We start from the raw sequence: 14827 nt of genomic DNA on the forward strand, positions 1-14827 counted from the left end.
ATGACGGGGAATGTTCAAGGTCAGCTGCTTGAGTTGAATCAGAGCTCGTCGAGCGAGAACAGCCGGCGGTGTTCGCGGATGGCATAGCGGTCGGTCATGCCGGCGATGTAGTCGGCGATCATGCGCGCCTGCTTGCCGACATCGCCCGACTTCTCCTGGTAATCCGGCGGCAGCAGCACCGGCTCGGCCATGAAGGCGTGGTACAGCTCGCGCACGATGCGGCTGGCCTTCACCCGCATGCGGTTGACCTTGTAATGCCGGTACAGATTCTCGCGCAGGAAGCGCTTGAGCTCGGTCGCGTCCTTGCGCATCGGATCGGAAAAACGGATCAGCGGCGGCGAGGCGCGCACCTCGTCCAGGCTCTTGGGCGCGGCATCGGCCAGCAAGGCGCTGGAGGTGACGATCAAATCGTCGGCCAGCGCGGTAATCAGCCGGCGCAAGGTTTCGTAGATCGCGCGGCGGCCCGACAAGCCCGGGAAGGTCTGCTGCACATCGCGCCACAGCCGCGCAAAAAACTCCACCTGCTCCAGCTGCTCGATCGTGATCAGCCCGGAACGCAGGCCGTCATCGATATCGTGGCTGTTGTAGGCGATCTCGTCGGCCAGGTTGGTCAGCTGCGCCTCCAGCGACGGCTGCGTGCGGTCGATGAAGCGCTGCGCCACCGGCCCCAGCATGCGCGCGTTGTTCAGCGAGCAGTGCTTGAGGATGCCCTCGCGCGTCTCGAACATCAGGTTCAGGCCGTTGTAAGCGCCGTAGTGCTCTTCCAGCTCATCGACCACGCGCAGGCTTTGCAAGTTGTGCTCGAAGCCGCCGTGGTCCTGCATGCATTCGTTGAGCACGTCCTGCCCTACATGGCCGAACGGCGTGTGGCCCAGATCGTGCGCCAGCGAAATGGCTTCCACCAGGTCTTCGTTCAGACGCAGATTGCGCGCCAGCGAACGGCCGATCTGCGCCACCTCCAGGCTGTGCGTCAGCCGGGTGCGGAACAGGTCGCCTTCGTGATTGAGGAACACCTGGGTCTTGTATTCCAGCCGGCGGAAAGCCGAGGAATGGATGATGCGGTCGCGGTCGCGCTGGAACTGGCTGCGCGACGCGTGCGCCGTTTCTTCAAAGCGACGTCCCACGCCGCCCGCCGAATGGGCCGCGTAAGGAGCGAGGAATTCGTCAGGCAGCATGGCGGCCTCCGCTTAAACGCAGGCGGCCAGCGTGGCCAGCAGCAGCTCCTGCGGCGCGTTGGTGATGCTCGGCGCGCCCAGCGGTTTCAACAGAATGAACTTGATGGCGCCGCCCTCGTTCTTCTTGTCGACTTCCATCAGTTCCAGCCAGCGCTGCGTGCCCAGGTCCGGCGCCTTGACCGGCAGGCCGGCCGCCGCCACCAGCGCGCGCATGCGCGCCACCGTGGCCGCGTCGACCAGGCCCATGCGATGGGACAGGTCGGCCGCCATCACCATGCCGCAGCCGACGGCTTCGCCGTGCAGCCACTCGCCGTAGCCCAGGCCGTTTTCAATCGCGTGGCCGAAGGTGTGGCCGAAATTCAGGATGGCGCGCAGGCCGCCCTCGCGTTCGTCCTGGCGCACCACGTCGGCCTTGATCTCGCACGAGCGGGCGATGGCGTAGGCCAGCGCGCCCTTGTCGCGCGCCATCAGCTTGCCGATATTGGCTTCGATCCAGTCGAAGAAGACGGCGTCGATGATGGCGCCGTGCTTGATGACTTCAGCCAGGCCGGCCGACAGCTCGCGCGCCGGCAGCGTTTCCAGGGTCGACGTGTCGGCGATCACCGCACGCGGCTGGTAGAACGCACCGATCATGTTCTTGCCCATCGGATGGTTGATGCCGGTCTTGCCGCCCACCGAGGAATCGACCTGCGACAGCAAGGTGGTCGGCACCTGGATGAAGTCGACGCCGCGCATATAGCTGGCGGCCGCATAGCCGGTCAGGTCGCCGATGACGCCGCCGCCCAGGGCGATCAGCGTGGTCTTGCGGTCGGCCTTGGCGGCCAGCAGCGCATCGAAGATCAGCATCAGGCTGGACCAGTTCTTGTGCTCCTCGCCGTCCGGCAGCACGATGGCCGTGACTTGCTTGCCCGCGCCGCGCAAGCCGGCCTCGACGCGCGCCAGGTACAGCGGCGCGACGGTGGTGTTGGTGACGATGGCGACCTTGTCGCCGTGCACGTGACGCGCCAGCAGCGCGCCGTCTTGCAGCAGCGCCGGGCCGATCGAGATCGGGTAGCTGCGCTCGCCCAGCTCGACATTTAACAGGATGGTGGATTCTTCGTTCATCGATGGTTCGGCTTGTGTGACGCAGTTGGGCGAGGCCTCGCAGGCCCGGGTTTCCAACTGGGTCAGGATGGATTGGACCATCGATTGTACGTTAGGTCGGCCGGTATCGATGACGATATCGGCAATTTCCATGTACAAAGGATCACGCACCGCCATCAATTCTTCGAGTTTCTTGCGCGGATCGGCCGTTTGCAGCAGCGGCCGGTTCTTGTCGTGCGCCGTGCGCTGCAGGATGCTGTTGACGGTCGCGCGCAGATAAATCACGGTGCCGCGCGCCTGCAGGTAGGCCCGGCTGTCGGCATTGAGGATGGCGCCGCCGCCGGTGGCCAGCACCAGGTCTTGCTGGGAAGTCAGCTCGCGGATCACGTCCGCCTCCCGCCGGCGGAAGCTCTGTTCCCCTTCAATTTCAAAAATCCACGGGATCGAAGCGCCGGTGCGGGCCTCGATCTCGTGATCGGAATCGATAAAACGCGAGCCCAGCTTGCGGGCCAGGATGCGGCCGATGGTGGTTTTTCCTGCCCCCATCAGGCCGACTAGAAACACATTAGGCATGAACAGTCCGAGTTAATTCGGGTTACTACATAAGGTTGATATCCCGTAAGGGCTGGTAACGCCCGGAGGCTGTGTCGATTGGGTCGAGTAATCAAGGCCCAAACCCGGCAAGTGTACCAGACCCGTGTAGATGGACTCAGTGCCATTTACCTGTCCGCGCACGGTCAGGTTCACATCCAGCCAGAAAGCGTGGTCGCGCGGGTACACCAGCGAGACGATGGCCTGGCCTTTGGCGTCGGTGGTGACGTTGGTGGTGACGCTGACCGGGATGCCCGGCGTGAGCACGCCATCGCCGTTGGTATCCTCGCCCGGATCCAGGATGCCGTCGCGGTTGATGTCCTCGTTGGAGCAGCCCACGTGCTGCACCGGCTCCCACGGTCCCAGCGGCAGCGTGTACTTCATGAAGCCCTTGAAGTAGGTGGTCGGCAGCACCGAGGCGGTCAGCTTGACGCCGGAGGCGGCATTGCCGGCCGCATCGGTGACGAGCACCACGTAGTCCAGCTGGTAGGCCGCGGTGCCGCTCTGCCCCACGGTGCTGCCGGTACCGGCGCTGATGAACAGCGATTTCTTCGCCACCGTCAGGCTGGCGATCGAGCTGGCGCCGGAACCACCAATGATCTTGGCCTGGATCTTCACCCCGTTCAGCGCCGACGGCGTGGCGCCGGCGATGAAACTGACCGTGGCGGCGCCGTCGGCGCCGGTGATCACCAGCGCAGGCTGCGTCAGCGTGCCGCCGCTCGAATCGGCCAGGATGGAGAAGGCCACGGTGGCGTTCTTGACCACGTTGTTCAGCGCCGTGCCGTCGCGCACCACGGCGCGCAGCGTGGTTTGCTCACTGGTGCTGCCAGCGTTGTTGACGCCGATGACAGCCGGATCGGCCTGTATCGTGACGATGGCGGTATTGGTCAGCGGCGCGATGAACTCCAGGTCGGTCTGGGTGGTCAGGCTGCCGTTGGCGGCGGCGGTGATGGTGGCCACGCCGGGGCCGGTCGCGTTGACATAGGCGTCGGCCGCGCCGCCGACCAGCGTGCGCGTGCTGCTCAGCACCGTGTTGCAGGTCGATTCGCTGTAGACCACACCCCGCGAACTGCTGATGGCGACGCTGCCGGTCGGCCCGCCGGTGACGGCGATGTGCTGGCAGCCGCCGATGTAGGCCGAGGTCTCAGTATTGCCGTCCGTATCCAGCACCTTGACCGCGAAGGTCGAGGAATTGATGGAGATGCCGACCGAGTTCGATTCGCCCGCCGCCTTGACCGTGACGACGTCGGAAGGGCCGGTGCTGGCGGCATAGGTCAGCACCAGCTGGCCGGCCGAGTTGGTGACGGCCGCGCCGCCGCCCTTGACGGTCAGCGCATTGAAGCTGGAGCTGAACGTCACCGCTTTGCCGCTCAGGCCGTTGCCGGCCGAGTCGACCAGCTTGACGGTGACATCGGCGCTGGCGCCGACATTGATGGTCGGCTGGGCATTGATGGTCAGCTTGTTGCCGGACACGTTGACGATGGTCGTCACCGGCGCGGCGCCCGGCGCCGAAGCGGTGACCTTGATCGCGCGCGAAGTCGGATCGCCGCCGGTGCCCAGTTTTTCCGTCACCAGGCCCTGGGCGTTGGAGACGCGGTTGGTCAGCGACAGCGCGCCCGAGTCGGCCTTGAGGTCGACCGTCACGCCGGACATCACGGTGTTGTTGGCGTCGCGCACCAAGGCGACGACGTTAACTTCATTGCCGGCGGTGCCAACCGAGGCCAGCGTGCCGGAATCGGTGGTCAGCGTCAGCGTCGGCACGGCGGTGACGACCGCCACCGAAATCTCGCCGGACTTGGCCGCGCCGTTGTTGGCGCTGGCGGTGATGGTGATGGTGCGCGGGGTGGCATCGCCCTTGACGCTGAGCTTTTCGACCACCTGGCCGGAGCTGTTGGTGATGCGGTTGGTGTTGCTGATGGTGCCGGAACTGGCCGTGAAACTGACCGTCTCGTTCGGCAGCGCATTGCCGCCGCTATCCTTGACGATGGCCGTCAGCGTCACCTCGGTGCCGTCCAGGCCGGACGAGGCGATGGTGGTCGCGCTGGCCGTCAGCACCACGCTGGCCGCCTTGGACGGCGCCACGCCGCTGCTGTTGGAGCCGGCCGAACCGCCGCCGCCGCCGCAGGCGGCCAACCAACTGGCGCAGGCCAGCACGGCCAGCCATCCGGTGAATTTTTTCATGGTGCTTTTTCCGTGAGTGTTCATAGTGGACCTTGCAGAGCAGTGGAACAGGAAGGCTTAGCGCGTCGACAGCCGTTCGGCGACGATCTTCGGCGTGATAAAGACCAGCAATTCTGTCTTGTCGTTGGTGCGGCTGTTGGTGCGGAACAGATAGCCGAGCACCGGCACATCGCCCAGCAGCGGCACCTTGGACGTGGTGTTGCGTTCGGTCTGCTGGTAGATCCCGCCCAGCACCACCGTGCCGCCGTTCTCGACCATGACCTGGGTCTTGACGTGCTTGGTGTCGATGGCGAAGCCGGCGCGGGTTTCCTGGCCGACGCTGTCCTTGTTGACGTCGACATCGATGACGACGTTGCCGTCCGGCGTGATCTGCGGCGTCACTTCCAGCCGCAGGTTGGCCTTGCGGAACATGATCGAGGTGGCGCCGCTGCTGGTGGCCACCTGGTACGGCAGTTCGATGCCTTGCTCGATCAGCGCGATGGCCTTGTCGGCCGTGATGACGCGCGGGCTGGAGATGATCTTGCCGGTGCCGTCCGCCTCCAGCGCCGACAGTTCCAGGTTCAGGAAGCGGTTGGCCGCCGACGAGAACAGGCTGATCGCCAGGTTGCCCGCCTGGGCGCCATTGATGGGCCCGGCCGGCAGGTTGATGAACTGGCTGTTGCCGTAGCTGGTGTCGGTCGGCTTGATCTGGCCCGTCACTTCGCCGACGCCGGTGATGTTGCCGCCGATGGCGACGCGGGTGTTGCTGGTGCCGAGCTGGTAGCCGGAATCGCCGCCGCGCTGGGTGCGCAGGTCGGCAAAGCCCAGCTTGGCGCCGAGGTTGCGCGTGAAGGTGTCGCTGGCCTCGACGATGCGGGCTTCGATCAGCACCTGCTTGGAGGCGACGTCGGTCTTGGCGATCAGCCGGCGGATGTCTTCCAGCTTGGAGGCGATGTCGGTGACGAACAGCTGGTTGGTGCGCGGCTCGATGATGGCGCTGCCGCGCTTGGACAGGATGCGGTTCTTGCCGTCACCGGCGCCCTCCAGCCCGAACACGGTCTTGAAGGCGTCGGCCTTCTGGTAGTTCAGCTGGAAGATTTCGGACTTCAGCGGTTCCAGGTCGGCGATCTGGGCGCGCTGCTCCAGTTCCAGCTTTTCCTTGGTCAGCAGTTCTTCCTTGGGCGCGATCCACAGCACCGAGCCGTTCTTGCGCATGTCCAGGCCCTTGGCTTGCAGCACCACGTCCAGCGCCTGGTCCCACGGCACTTCCTTCAGGCGCAGGGTCAGGTTGCCGCCGACGCTGTCGCTGGTGATGATGTTCAGGCCGGAGATGTCGGCGATCGCCTGCAGCGCCGCGCGCACTTCGACGTTCTGGAAGTTGAACGACAGCTTCTCGCCGCGATAGCCCTGGGTGCCCTGGGTCAGCTTGTTCGGATCTTCCTTGATCGGCTTGACGTCGATCACCAGCTGGGTGTCGCTCTGGTAGACGGTCTGTTCCCACAGGCCGCGCGCCTCGATGGTCATGCGCGTGTTGTCGCCCTGCGGCACGGTCGTCACCAGCGCCACCGGGGTGCCGAAGTCGCTGACGTCGAGCCGGCGGCGCAGGCTTTCCGGCACGCCGGTCTTGAGGAAATCGACCACCACGCCGGTCGGCGTCTGGCGCACATCGACCGCCACCTGGCTGTTGGGCAGGTCGACCACGACCCGGCCTTCACCGTTGGCGCCGCGGCGGAAGTCCATGTCGCGCAAGAGCTGGCGGCCGGTCGGCGCGGCAACCTTGGCGGCCACCGGCAAGCCCTTGGCATCGACCGCCTGGGCCAGGCCGCCGGAACCGTCGATGGTCAGGATGACGGCGTTGCCGTCGATGGCGGTGGCGTAGTTGAGGCTGCGCTTCAGGTTGAACACCAGGCGCGAGCGCTCGCCGGCCTGCACCACGTTGACGCCGCGCAGGTCGCCCAGGCTGAGCTCCTGCACGGTCTTGCCGGTGGCGTTGGAGGTGGCGCCGAAGTCCAGCGCGATGCGCGGCGGATTGGTGATGGCGAAGCCGATCGGCAGTTTGTCGGGAGCGTTCTTCAGCGCGATCTTGACGATCACGTTCGAACCCTGCTGGTTGGCGGTGATCGCCTCGATGGCGTTCGAAGACGGCACCTCAGGCGCGGCTTGGGCGCGGGCGACGCCGGCCAGTTGCATGGCGAAGGCAAAAGCGAGCACCGGCATCCAGCTGGCGACGGCCAGGGCGCGCCGGGGCGTGATGTGAGCGGTCATTTGGTGATCTCCTTGCTTTCCTGCAGTTCCAACTTCGACATGCGTTCGACCCAGTCGCCGCCCGCATCCTGTACGATTTCCTTGACGCTGACGCTGGTGTCATTGATGGCGGTGATCAGGCCGAAGTTCTGGCCCACGTGCTGGCCCACCACCACATGATGCAGATTGCGGTCGACTTGCAGCAGTCCGTAGACCACGCCTTTTTTCTCCATCGTGCCGACCATCTTGACGGTGTCGAGCGGGAAGCTCTCCAGCAATTCCTTGCGCCGTTCCATGTCCGGCTTGATGCCGTTGTTGCCACGGGCCGAGGCCTTGGCCAGTTCGGCCAGCAGCTTGTTGGGGTTGAAGGGATCGATCGCGTCGGCCTGGGCGTAGGCGAAGGGGATGAAGGTCTTGGGTTCGGCCAGCGGCGGCACCGCCACCTTGGCCTGGGAGTCGACCTGCTTCATCCAGGCGCGCACTTCCTGCACGTCGCTGTCGCCGCAGCCGGCCAGCAACAACGCCGCCATGATTCCTGCGATCAGGGTTCTCATGATTTCTTCGCTGCCTTTTTCTTGTCGGCGGCGGCCTTGCGCTGGGCGCTGACCTCCTCCGGATCGAGGTAGCGGAAGGTCTTGACCACCGCCTCCAAAGTCAGCACCCCGTCCTTGCCGGTGGCCAGGGCCATGTTGTTGAGCGTGACGATGCGCGACAGATTGGCCATGTTGCCGGCAAAGGCGCCGATGTCATGGTAGCTGCCGGTGACGCGGATGTTGATCGGCAGCTCGGCATAGTAATCCTTGACCACCACCGGCGCCGGCGTGAACGATTCGAACTGCAGGCCGCTGCCGGTGCCGGCGCGGTTGATGTCCTTCAGCAGCGCATCCATCTCGGCCTTGCTCGGCAGCTGTTTCTGCAGACGGTCGACATACTGGTCGACCTGCATCTTCTGCGCGCGCAGCGCCTCCAGGTTGACGGCCTGCGCGGTCTTGAACTTGTACTCGTCGCGCAGCTTGATCTCGGCCTGGGCGCCGGCTTCCTGTTCGTCGAACTGCGAACTCCAGTAGCCGAAGTAGCCGGCCGCCACCACCGCAGCCATCACCCCGATGCTGCACAGCACGCGCGGCGCCACCGGCCACTGGCCCGGGTGGCGGTCGCCGAGGTTGCGGAACTGGTCGGCCAGTTGCGCGCCCAGTTCGTTGATGTCGATCTTGGCCATGGCGGTGCGCGCTCCTAGCTCTTGGCCGGCGGCAGGCCGGTGTTGGGGGCGTCGGCGGCGGACGCGGGCGCGGCGGTCTTGCCCTTGGCGCCGTTGGCGCCGGTGCTGCCATTGGCGGCGGCGTCGCGGTCGCGCGGTCGCTTGATGTTGACTGTCAGGTTGAACTCCACCACCTTCTTGGCGGTCTTGCCCTGGCCGAGGCCGGTGGACTTCACGTCGATCAGTTCCGGCCGCTCCAGCCACGGCGACACGCCGGCCAGGTTGCCCAGCAGTTCGGACACCCGCTCCTGCGACTGTGCATAGCCGCCCATCGCCAGCTTCTGTCCTTCCTGCTTGAAGGCCTTCAGGTAGACGCCGGCCGGGATCTGCTTGACCAGCTCGTCCAGCAGATAGACCGGCTGGTTGCGGTCGCCCTGCAAATCTTCCACCGCCTGCTGGCGCGCTTTCAGCGCTTCGATTTCCTGCTTCAGCGTGGCGATCTCGGCGATCTTTTTATCGAGGCCGGAGATGGCGGTCTTGATCGCCTGGTTGCGTTCGTTCTGGATGGAGATAGCGCGCGCGTTGTAGCCGCCCACCAGCAGCACCACGCCAATGCCGATGATGCCGCCCAGCGCCAGCAGCGCAAAGAAGGCGGCCTTTTTCTGTTTGCGTTTTTCCTCGCGGTGCGGCAGCAGGTTAATCTTGATCATCAGCCAAACCTCCGCAGGGCCAGGCCGCAGGCCACCAGGTAGGCCGGGGCGTCGCTGCGCAGTTGCGACTCGCGCACCGAGGAGCCAAGCTGCATGCCCTTGAACGGCGAGATCACGGCGCTGGAAATCTTGGTGCGGCTGGCCACCAGTTCAAGCAGGCCCGGTAGCAGCGCGCAGCCGCCGGCCAGGAACAGCTGGTCGATCCGGGTGTAGGGCGTGGACGTGTAGAAGAACTGGATGGCCCGCGTCACTTCCAGCGCGGCGCTTTCCAGGAAGGGCGTCAGCAATTCAACGCCGTAGTTGTCGGGCAGGTCGCCGGATTTCTTGCGGGTTTCGGCCTCGTCGAAATTCATGCCGTAGGCGCGCACGATGTCCTGGGTCAGCGCGTTGCCGCCGAAGGGCTGCTCGCGCTCGTAGACGGTGACGCCGTCCAGCATCACGGAGATATGCGTGACCTGGGCGCCGACCTGGAACAGCGCCACCACTTGGCCGGCGCCGGCTTCGGGCAGCTGGGCGGTCACGCGGTCCAGCGCGGCGCGGGCGGCGTAGGATTCGATGTCCATCACGGTGGCCTTCAGGCCGGACGCTTCGGCGATGGCGACGCGGTCCTCGACCTTCTCGCGGCGCGAGGCGGCCAGCATGACTTCGATGTCTTCCGGCGAATTGGCGGCCGGGCCGATGACGTCGAAGTCCAGGCTGACCTCGTCCAGCGCGAACGGGATGTATTGGCTGGCTTCGGATTCGACCTGCACTTCGAGCTGGTCTTCCGACATGCCGGCCGGCAGGATGATTTTCTTGGTGATGACGGAAGCGGGCGGCATGCCCAGCGCGACCAGCTTGGCGCGGGTGCCGCTCTTCTTCCAGACCCGGCGCACGGCTTCCACCACCTGGTCCATATTCTCGATATTGCCGTCGACGACGGAGCCGCGCGGCAGCGGTTCGGCGGCGTAGCGTTCCAGGCGGTACTCGCCCTTGCCGCTCTGCGCCAGCTCGACCAGGCGCACGCTGGAAGTGCTGATGTCTATGCCCACCAGCGGCGGGTTCCCCTGTCCCAGCAGCGCCTTGATGTCGATCATACGAGCTCCCCGGCGCCATCGTTGGCACCCGTGCTACATTGCCGCCGAATCAACATTCGAACTGTGTGCATAGAGGAACTCGTGTAAAAACCAGCGTTTAGCCTACGTATGTCAGCCCCTACATTAAATCGTGCCTATATAAGTGTAAAGGTATTTCTATTGTGCACAATTGCCATGGTGTGAGGCTTACGCCACACTTTTTTGGCGGCCTGTAGCCTCAAAAACAACTGAGTTGCATTGTTGCTTACGGGTAAATATTCCTGTCGTCCGGCAGTGCGCGCCGTGGGTGTTGGCTAGCTTATAATGGCCCGCATACTTAACAGAAAGATCTAACTGCATGGCCTCTTCTTCAAATTCGGCACCTCCACCCTCGAATCCGCCGGGCGCATCGGCCCAAGGCAAACCCGCTACGCGCTTCTTCCTGCTGGCCGGCCTGTCCGTGGTCGGCCTCGGGCTGGTGGCGCTGCTGCTGGTGGTGTTCGGCCTGGCGATGGCCTACCCCAACCTGCCCGAGCTCGACACGCTGACCGACTACCGCCCCAAAATGCCGCTGCGTATCTTCTCGGCCGATAACGTGCTGATCGGCGAGTTCGGCGAAGAGCGCCGCAACCTGGTGCGCATCAAAGACATCCCGGACGTGATGAAAAAAGCCGTGCTGGCGATCGAGGACGACCGCTTCTACGAGCACGGCGGCGTCGACTACACCGGCATCCTGCGCGCGGCCGTGCACAACGCCACCGGCGGCGCCAAGCAAGGCGCGTCCACCATCACCCAGCAGGTGGCCCGCAACTTCTTCCTGTCGAGCGAGCAGACGCTCAAGCGCAAGGCCTACGAGGTGCTGCTGGCCTGGAAGATCGAGAAAAACCTCAGCAAGGACCAGATCCTTGAGGTGTATATGAACCAGATCTACCTGGGCCAGCGCGCCTATGGTTTCTCGTCGGCCGCACAAATCTATTTCGGCAAGAATCTGAAAGACATTAGCGTGGCCGAGGCCGCCATGCTGGCCGGCCTGCCGAAAGCGCCGTCGGCCTACAACCCGGTGGTCAACCCGAAACGCGCGCGCACACGCCAACAGTACATCCTGCAACGCATGCATGACTTGGGCTATATCACCGACAAGCAGTTCGAAGCGGCCAAGGCCGAACAGCTCAAGGTCAAGACCGACAGCAGCGAGTTCGGCGTGCACGCCGAGTACGTGGCCGAGATGGCGCGCCAGCTGGTCTACGAGCAGTTCAAGGAAGACACCTACACGCGCGGCCTGAACGTCTTCACGACGATCACCAAGGCCGACCAGGACGCCGCCTACCTGGCGCTGCGCAAGGGCGTGATGGACTACGAGAAGCGCCACGCCTATCGCGGCCCGGAAGCCTACATCGACATCCCGCAGAACAAGGAAGAAGCCGACGACGCCATCGAGAACGAACTGGCCGACCACCCGGACAGCGACGACATCGTGGCCGCCATGGTGCTGGCCGCGACGCCGCAGCTGATCACCGCCGTCACCGCCACCGGCGAGGAAATCAAGATCACCGGCCCGGGGCTGGAGATGGGCCGCTCGTGGCTGTCCGACAAGGCTGCGCTGAACAAGCGCATCCGTCGTGGCGCGGTGATCCGCGTGATGCAGGAAGGTAAGGACTGGCAAGTGACGCAGCTGCCGGAAATCGAATCGGCCTTCGTTGCGGCCGACACCCACGACGGCGCGATCAAGGCCATGGTGGGCGGCTTCGACTACAACCGCAGCAAGTTCAACCATGTGACGCAGGCGTGGCGCCAGCCGGGCTCGTCGTTCAAGCCCTTCATCTACTCGGCATCGCTGGAGCGCGGCCTGTCGCCGGCCACCATCATCAACGATGCGCCGATCTCCTTCGACGCCGGCCAGACCGGCGGCCAGGCCTGGGAGCCGAAGAACTACGACGGCAAGTATGAAGGCCCGATGACCATGCGCCGCGGCCTGACCAAGTCCAAGAACATGATCTCGATCCGCATCCTGCACAAGATCGGCGCCAAGTACGGCCAGGAATACGCCACCCGCTTCGGCTTCGACGCCGACAAGAACCCGCCCTACCTGACACTGGCGCTGGGCGCGGGCAACGTCACGCCGCTGCAGATGGCCGGCGCGTATTCGGTGTTCGCCAACGGCGGCTACAAGGTCAGTCCTTACCTGATTTCCAAGGTGACCGATGCCGACGGCAAGATCCTGTCGCAAGCCAATCCGGACAAGGCAGGCGACGAGCGCAACCGCGTGATCGACGAGCGCAACGCCTTCCTGATGGACAGCATGCTCAAGGACGTGGTGCGCTTCGGCACGGCGACCAAGGCGCTGGTGCTCAAGCGTCCCGACCTGTCGGGCAAGACCGGCACCACCAACGATTCGATCGACGCCTGGTTCGCCGGCTACCAGCCGCACCTGGTGGGCATCGCCTGGATCGGCTACGACCAGCCGAAGAACCTGGGCAACCGCGAAACCGGCGGCGGCCTGGCGCTGCCGATCTGGATCAGCTACATGCAGAAGGCGCTGAAGAATATCCCGATCGAGGAACGCGCGGTGCCGGAAGGCGTGATGCTGGTGGGCGACGAGTACTACTATGCGGAAAACCCGCCGGGCGCCGGCGTGCATAACATCGACGGCGCCACGCGCGGCACGCCGGTCGAGGAAAAAGCCAAGGACGCCGTGAAGAACGAGTTGTTCTAAAACGGGTTGTTCGAAAAAAAAGGGGCCTCGGCCCCTTTTTTTATCCCAGCACCACCGGGCTGCCGCCCTGCGTGCTGACCATCTCGGACAGCGCCGCGAACAGTTCGGAGCCGTCGCGGGTGTTGAGCCACTTGCCGTCCTTCTGCCTGTAGTGGTAGCCGCCCGAACGGGACGCTACCCACAGTTCCTGCATCGCCGCCTGGCTGTTGACGATGATCTTGGAACCATTGTCAATAAATTCAATTTCCAGCACATTGCCGCTGCGGCTGCACTCGACATCGAGCATGTCCTCATCGTTCAAACGGTCCAGCGCGCCTTCGATGGCGGTGAGGGTGGCCTCGGCCTGCGCCAGGAATTCTGATTCGCCCATGCTACACTCCAATATCTATACTTAATCCATGATTTTATCGTGAAGTCCACTTTCCGTTTATTTATCGGCACAAGCACCTTGTGCCTGACCACCTTGTTGAGCGGTTGCGGCCAACCCGGCCCGCTGTACCTGCCCAAGGCGCCATCGGCCAAGCCTGTCACGAGCAGCGACGCGCCACGTCAGGGCGCGGCTCCGGTCAGCGCCCCTATTTCGTCCACTCCTCCAGCTTCCCAACAATAAGTTTATGTCCCAATTCAGTTATCAAGACGGCGTGCTGCACGCCGAGGGCGCGTCGCTAGCCGCCATCGCCGAGCAGTATGGCACCCCGACCTATGTGTACTCGAAGGCGCAGCTGCTGGCCAACTTCGCCTCCTACGCCGACGCCTGCGCCGGCCGCGACGCGCTGGTCTGCTACGCGATGAAGGCCAACTCCAACCTGGCCATCCTCGACCTGCTGGCCCGCCAGGGCGCCGGCTTCGACATCGTCTCCGGCGGCGAGCTGCTGCGCGTGCTGGCGGCGGGCGGCGATCCGCGCAAGGTGATCTTCTCCGGCGTCGGCAAGAGCGTCGATGAAATGCGCCTGGCGCTGTCGCACGACATCCTGTGCTTCAACGTCGAATCGATCCCCGAGCTGCACCGTCTGAACGAAGTGGCCGGGGCCATGGGCAAGACCGCGCGCGTCTCGCTGCGCGTCAACCCGAATGTCGACGCCAAGACCCATCCGTATATCGCCACCGGCCTGAAGGCCAACAAGTTCGGCGTGGCCTTCGACGATGCGCTGGACACCTACCGCGCGGCCGCCAGGCTGCCGCATCTGGAAGTGGCCGGCATCGACTGCCACATCGGCTCGCAACTGCTGGACGATGCGCCGCTGCTGGAGGCGCTGGACCGCCTGATCGAGCTGATCGACAAGCTGGGCGAGGAAGGCATCGTGCTGCACCATCTGGACATCGGCGGCGGCATCGGCATCAACTACGGCGAAGCGGGCGAAGCTGCGCCGGTGCCGGTGGGCGACTACCTGGGCCGCCTGTTCTCCAAAATCGACGCCTGGCGCGCAGCGCGCTACGAAGGCAAGGCGATCAAGGTGATCTTCGAGCCGGGCCGTTCTATCGTCGGCGACACGGGTGTGCTGCTGACCAAGGTGGAGTTCATCAAGCACGGCGAGGAGAAGAACTTCTGCGTGGTCGATGCGGCGATGAACGACATGGCGCGTCCGGCGCTGTACCAGGCGTGGATGGACATGCAGCCTGTGGTGCAGGGCAAGGCTGGCGCGTTGACGTATGACGTGGTGGGTCCGATCTGCGAATCGGGCGACTGGCTGGCGCGCGACCGCGAGCTGGCGGTGGAAGCCGGCGATCTGCTGGTGATGCACAGTGCCGGCGCGTATGGCATGACGATGGCGTCCAACTACAACACGCGCGGCCGCGCGGCGGAGATCATCGTCGATGGCGAGGTGTGCCATGTGGTGCGCCAGCGCGAGAATCCGGCCGATCTGTATGCGCTGGAATCGCTGATCAAGTAAGCCGTT

At 64.6% G+C, this 14827-nt stretch carries 12 protein-coding genes; 3 read left to right on the forward strand and 9 right to left on the reverse strand.

What is annotated here, in order from left to right; translation table 11 throughout:
* Positions 1-38: 38 nt before the first annotated feature.
* Genes GEV02_RS25410 through GEV02_RS25445 form a run of 8 tightly spaced genes read right to left on the reverse strand, consistent with a single transcriptional unit; the run spans position 39 to position 10237 of the window.
* Positions 39-1175 carry a deoxyguanosinetriphosphate triphosphohydrolase gene (locus tag GEV02_RS25410; RefSeq protein ID WP_152840716.1) on the reverse strand — a complete coding sequence of 379 codons (1137 nt, stop codon included), beginning with the start codon at positions 1173-1175 and terminating at the stop codon, positions 39-41.
* A 12-nt stretch (positions 1176-1187) separates the two neighbouring features.
* The gene (aroKB, locus tag GEV02_RS25415) at positions 1188-2831 is read right to left on the reverse strand and encodes a bifunctional shikimate kinase/3-dehydroquinate synthase AroKB (RefSeq protein ID WP_152840717.1); all 1644 of its coding nucleotides are present in this window, start codon (positions 2829-2831) and stop codon (positions 1188-1190) included.
* Between the two features lie 12 nt (positions 2832-2843).
* A complete protein-coding gene (locus GEV02_RS25420; RefSeq protein ID WP_174999336.1) occupies positions 2844-5030 on the reverse strand; it encodes a beta strand repeat-containing protein in 2187 nt (728 codons plus the stop codon).
* Between the two features lie 57 nt (positions 5031-5087).
* Complete coding sequence (gene pilQ / locus GEV02_RS25425; protein WP_152840718.1) at positions 5088-7274, reverse strand: type IV pilus secretin PilQ family protein; 2187 nt, start codon at positions 7272-7274, stop codon at positions 5088-5090.
* Complete coding sequence (locus GEV02_RS25430; protein ID WP_070271949.1) at positions 7271-7807, reverse strand: pilus assembly protein PilP; 537 nt, start codon at positions 7805-7807, stop codon at positions 7271-7273. Before GEV02_RS25430 ends, pilQ begins: the two co-directional genes overlap by 4 nt.
* Positions 7804-8472 carry a type IV pilus inner membrane component PilO gene (locus GEV02_RS25435; RefSeq protein ID WP_152840719.1) on the reverse strand — a complete coding sequence of 223 codons (669 nt, stop codon included), beginning with the start codon at positions 8470-8472 and terminating at the stop codon, positions 7804-7806. Before GEV02_RS25435 ends, GEV02_RS25430 begins: the two co-directional genes overlap by 4 nt.
* A gap of 14 nt (positions 8473-8486) precedes the next feature.
* Positions 8487-9161: a PilN domain-containing protein gene (locus tag GEV02_RS25440; RefSeq protein ID WP_152840720.1), complete on the reverse strand. Its 675-nt coding sequence runs from the start codon at positions 9159-9161 to the stop codon at positions 8487-8489.
* Positions 9161-10237: a pilus assembly protein PilM gene (locus GEV02_RS25445; protein WP_152840721.1), complete on the reverse strand. Its 1077-nt coding sequence runs from the start codon at positions 10235-10237 to the stop codon at positions 9161-9163. The genes GEV02_RS25440 and GEV02_RS25445 overlap by 1 nt, the downstream gene beginning before the upstream one ends.
* Positions 10238-10574: 337 nt before the next feature.
* Here GEV02_RS25445 and GEV02_RS25450 point away from each other — a divergent pair, with 337 nt between their 5' ends.
* On the forward strand, positions 10575-12929 hold the full coding sequence (locus GEV02_RS25450) for a penicillin-binding protein 1A (protein ID WP_152840722.1): 2355 nt from the start codon (positions 10575-10577) through the stop codon (positions 12927-12929).
* 40 nt (positions 12930-12969) lie between these two features.
* Here the strand turns inward: GEV02_RS25450 and cyaY are convergent, their stop codons facing one another.
* Positions 12970-13299: an iron donor protein CyaY gene (gene cyaY / locus GEV02_RS25455; RefSeq protein WP_070361202.1), complete on the reverse strand. Its 330-nt coding sequence runs from the start codon at positions 13297-13299 to the stop codon at positions 12970-12972.
* A 39-nt stretch (positions 13300-13338) separates the two neighbouring features.
* Here cyaY and lptM point away from each other — a divergent pair, with 39 nt between their 5' ends.
* Together lptM and lysA are read left to right on the forward strand one after the other, a co-directional pair.
* Complete coding sequence (gene lptM / locus GEV02_RS25460) at positions 13339-13539, forward strand: LPS translocon maturation chaperone LptM (RefSeq protein ID WP_152840723.1); 201 nt, start codon at positions 13339-13341, stop codon at positions 13537-13539.
* A 4-nt stretch (positions 13540-13543) separates the two neighbouring features.
* Positions 13544-14821, forward strand: coding sequence for a diaminopimelate decarboxylase (gene lysA, locus GEV02_RS25465; RefSeq protein WP_152840724.1), 1278 nt, complete (start codon positions 13544-13546; stop codon positions 14819-14821).
* Positions 14822-14827: the final 6 nt, after the last annotated feature.

It is taken from the genome of Rugamonas aquatica (assembly GCF_009380215.1).
GTDB lineage: Bacteria > Pseudomonadota > Gammaproteobacteria > Burkholderiales > Burkholderiaceae_D > Rugamonas > Rugamonas aquatica_B.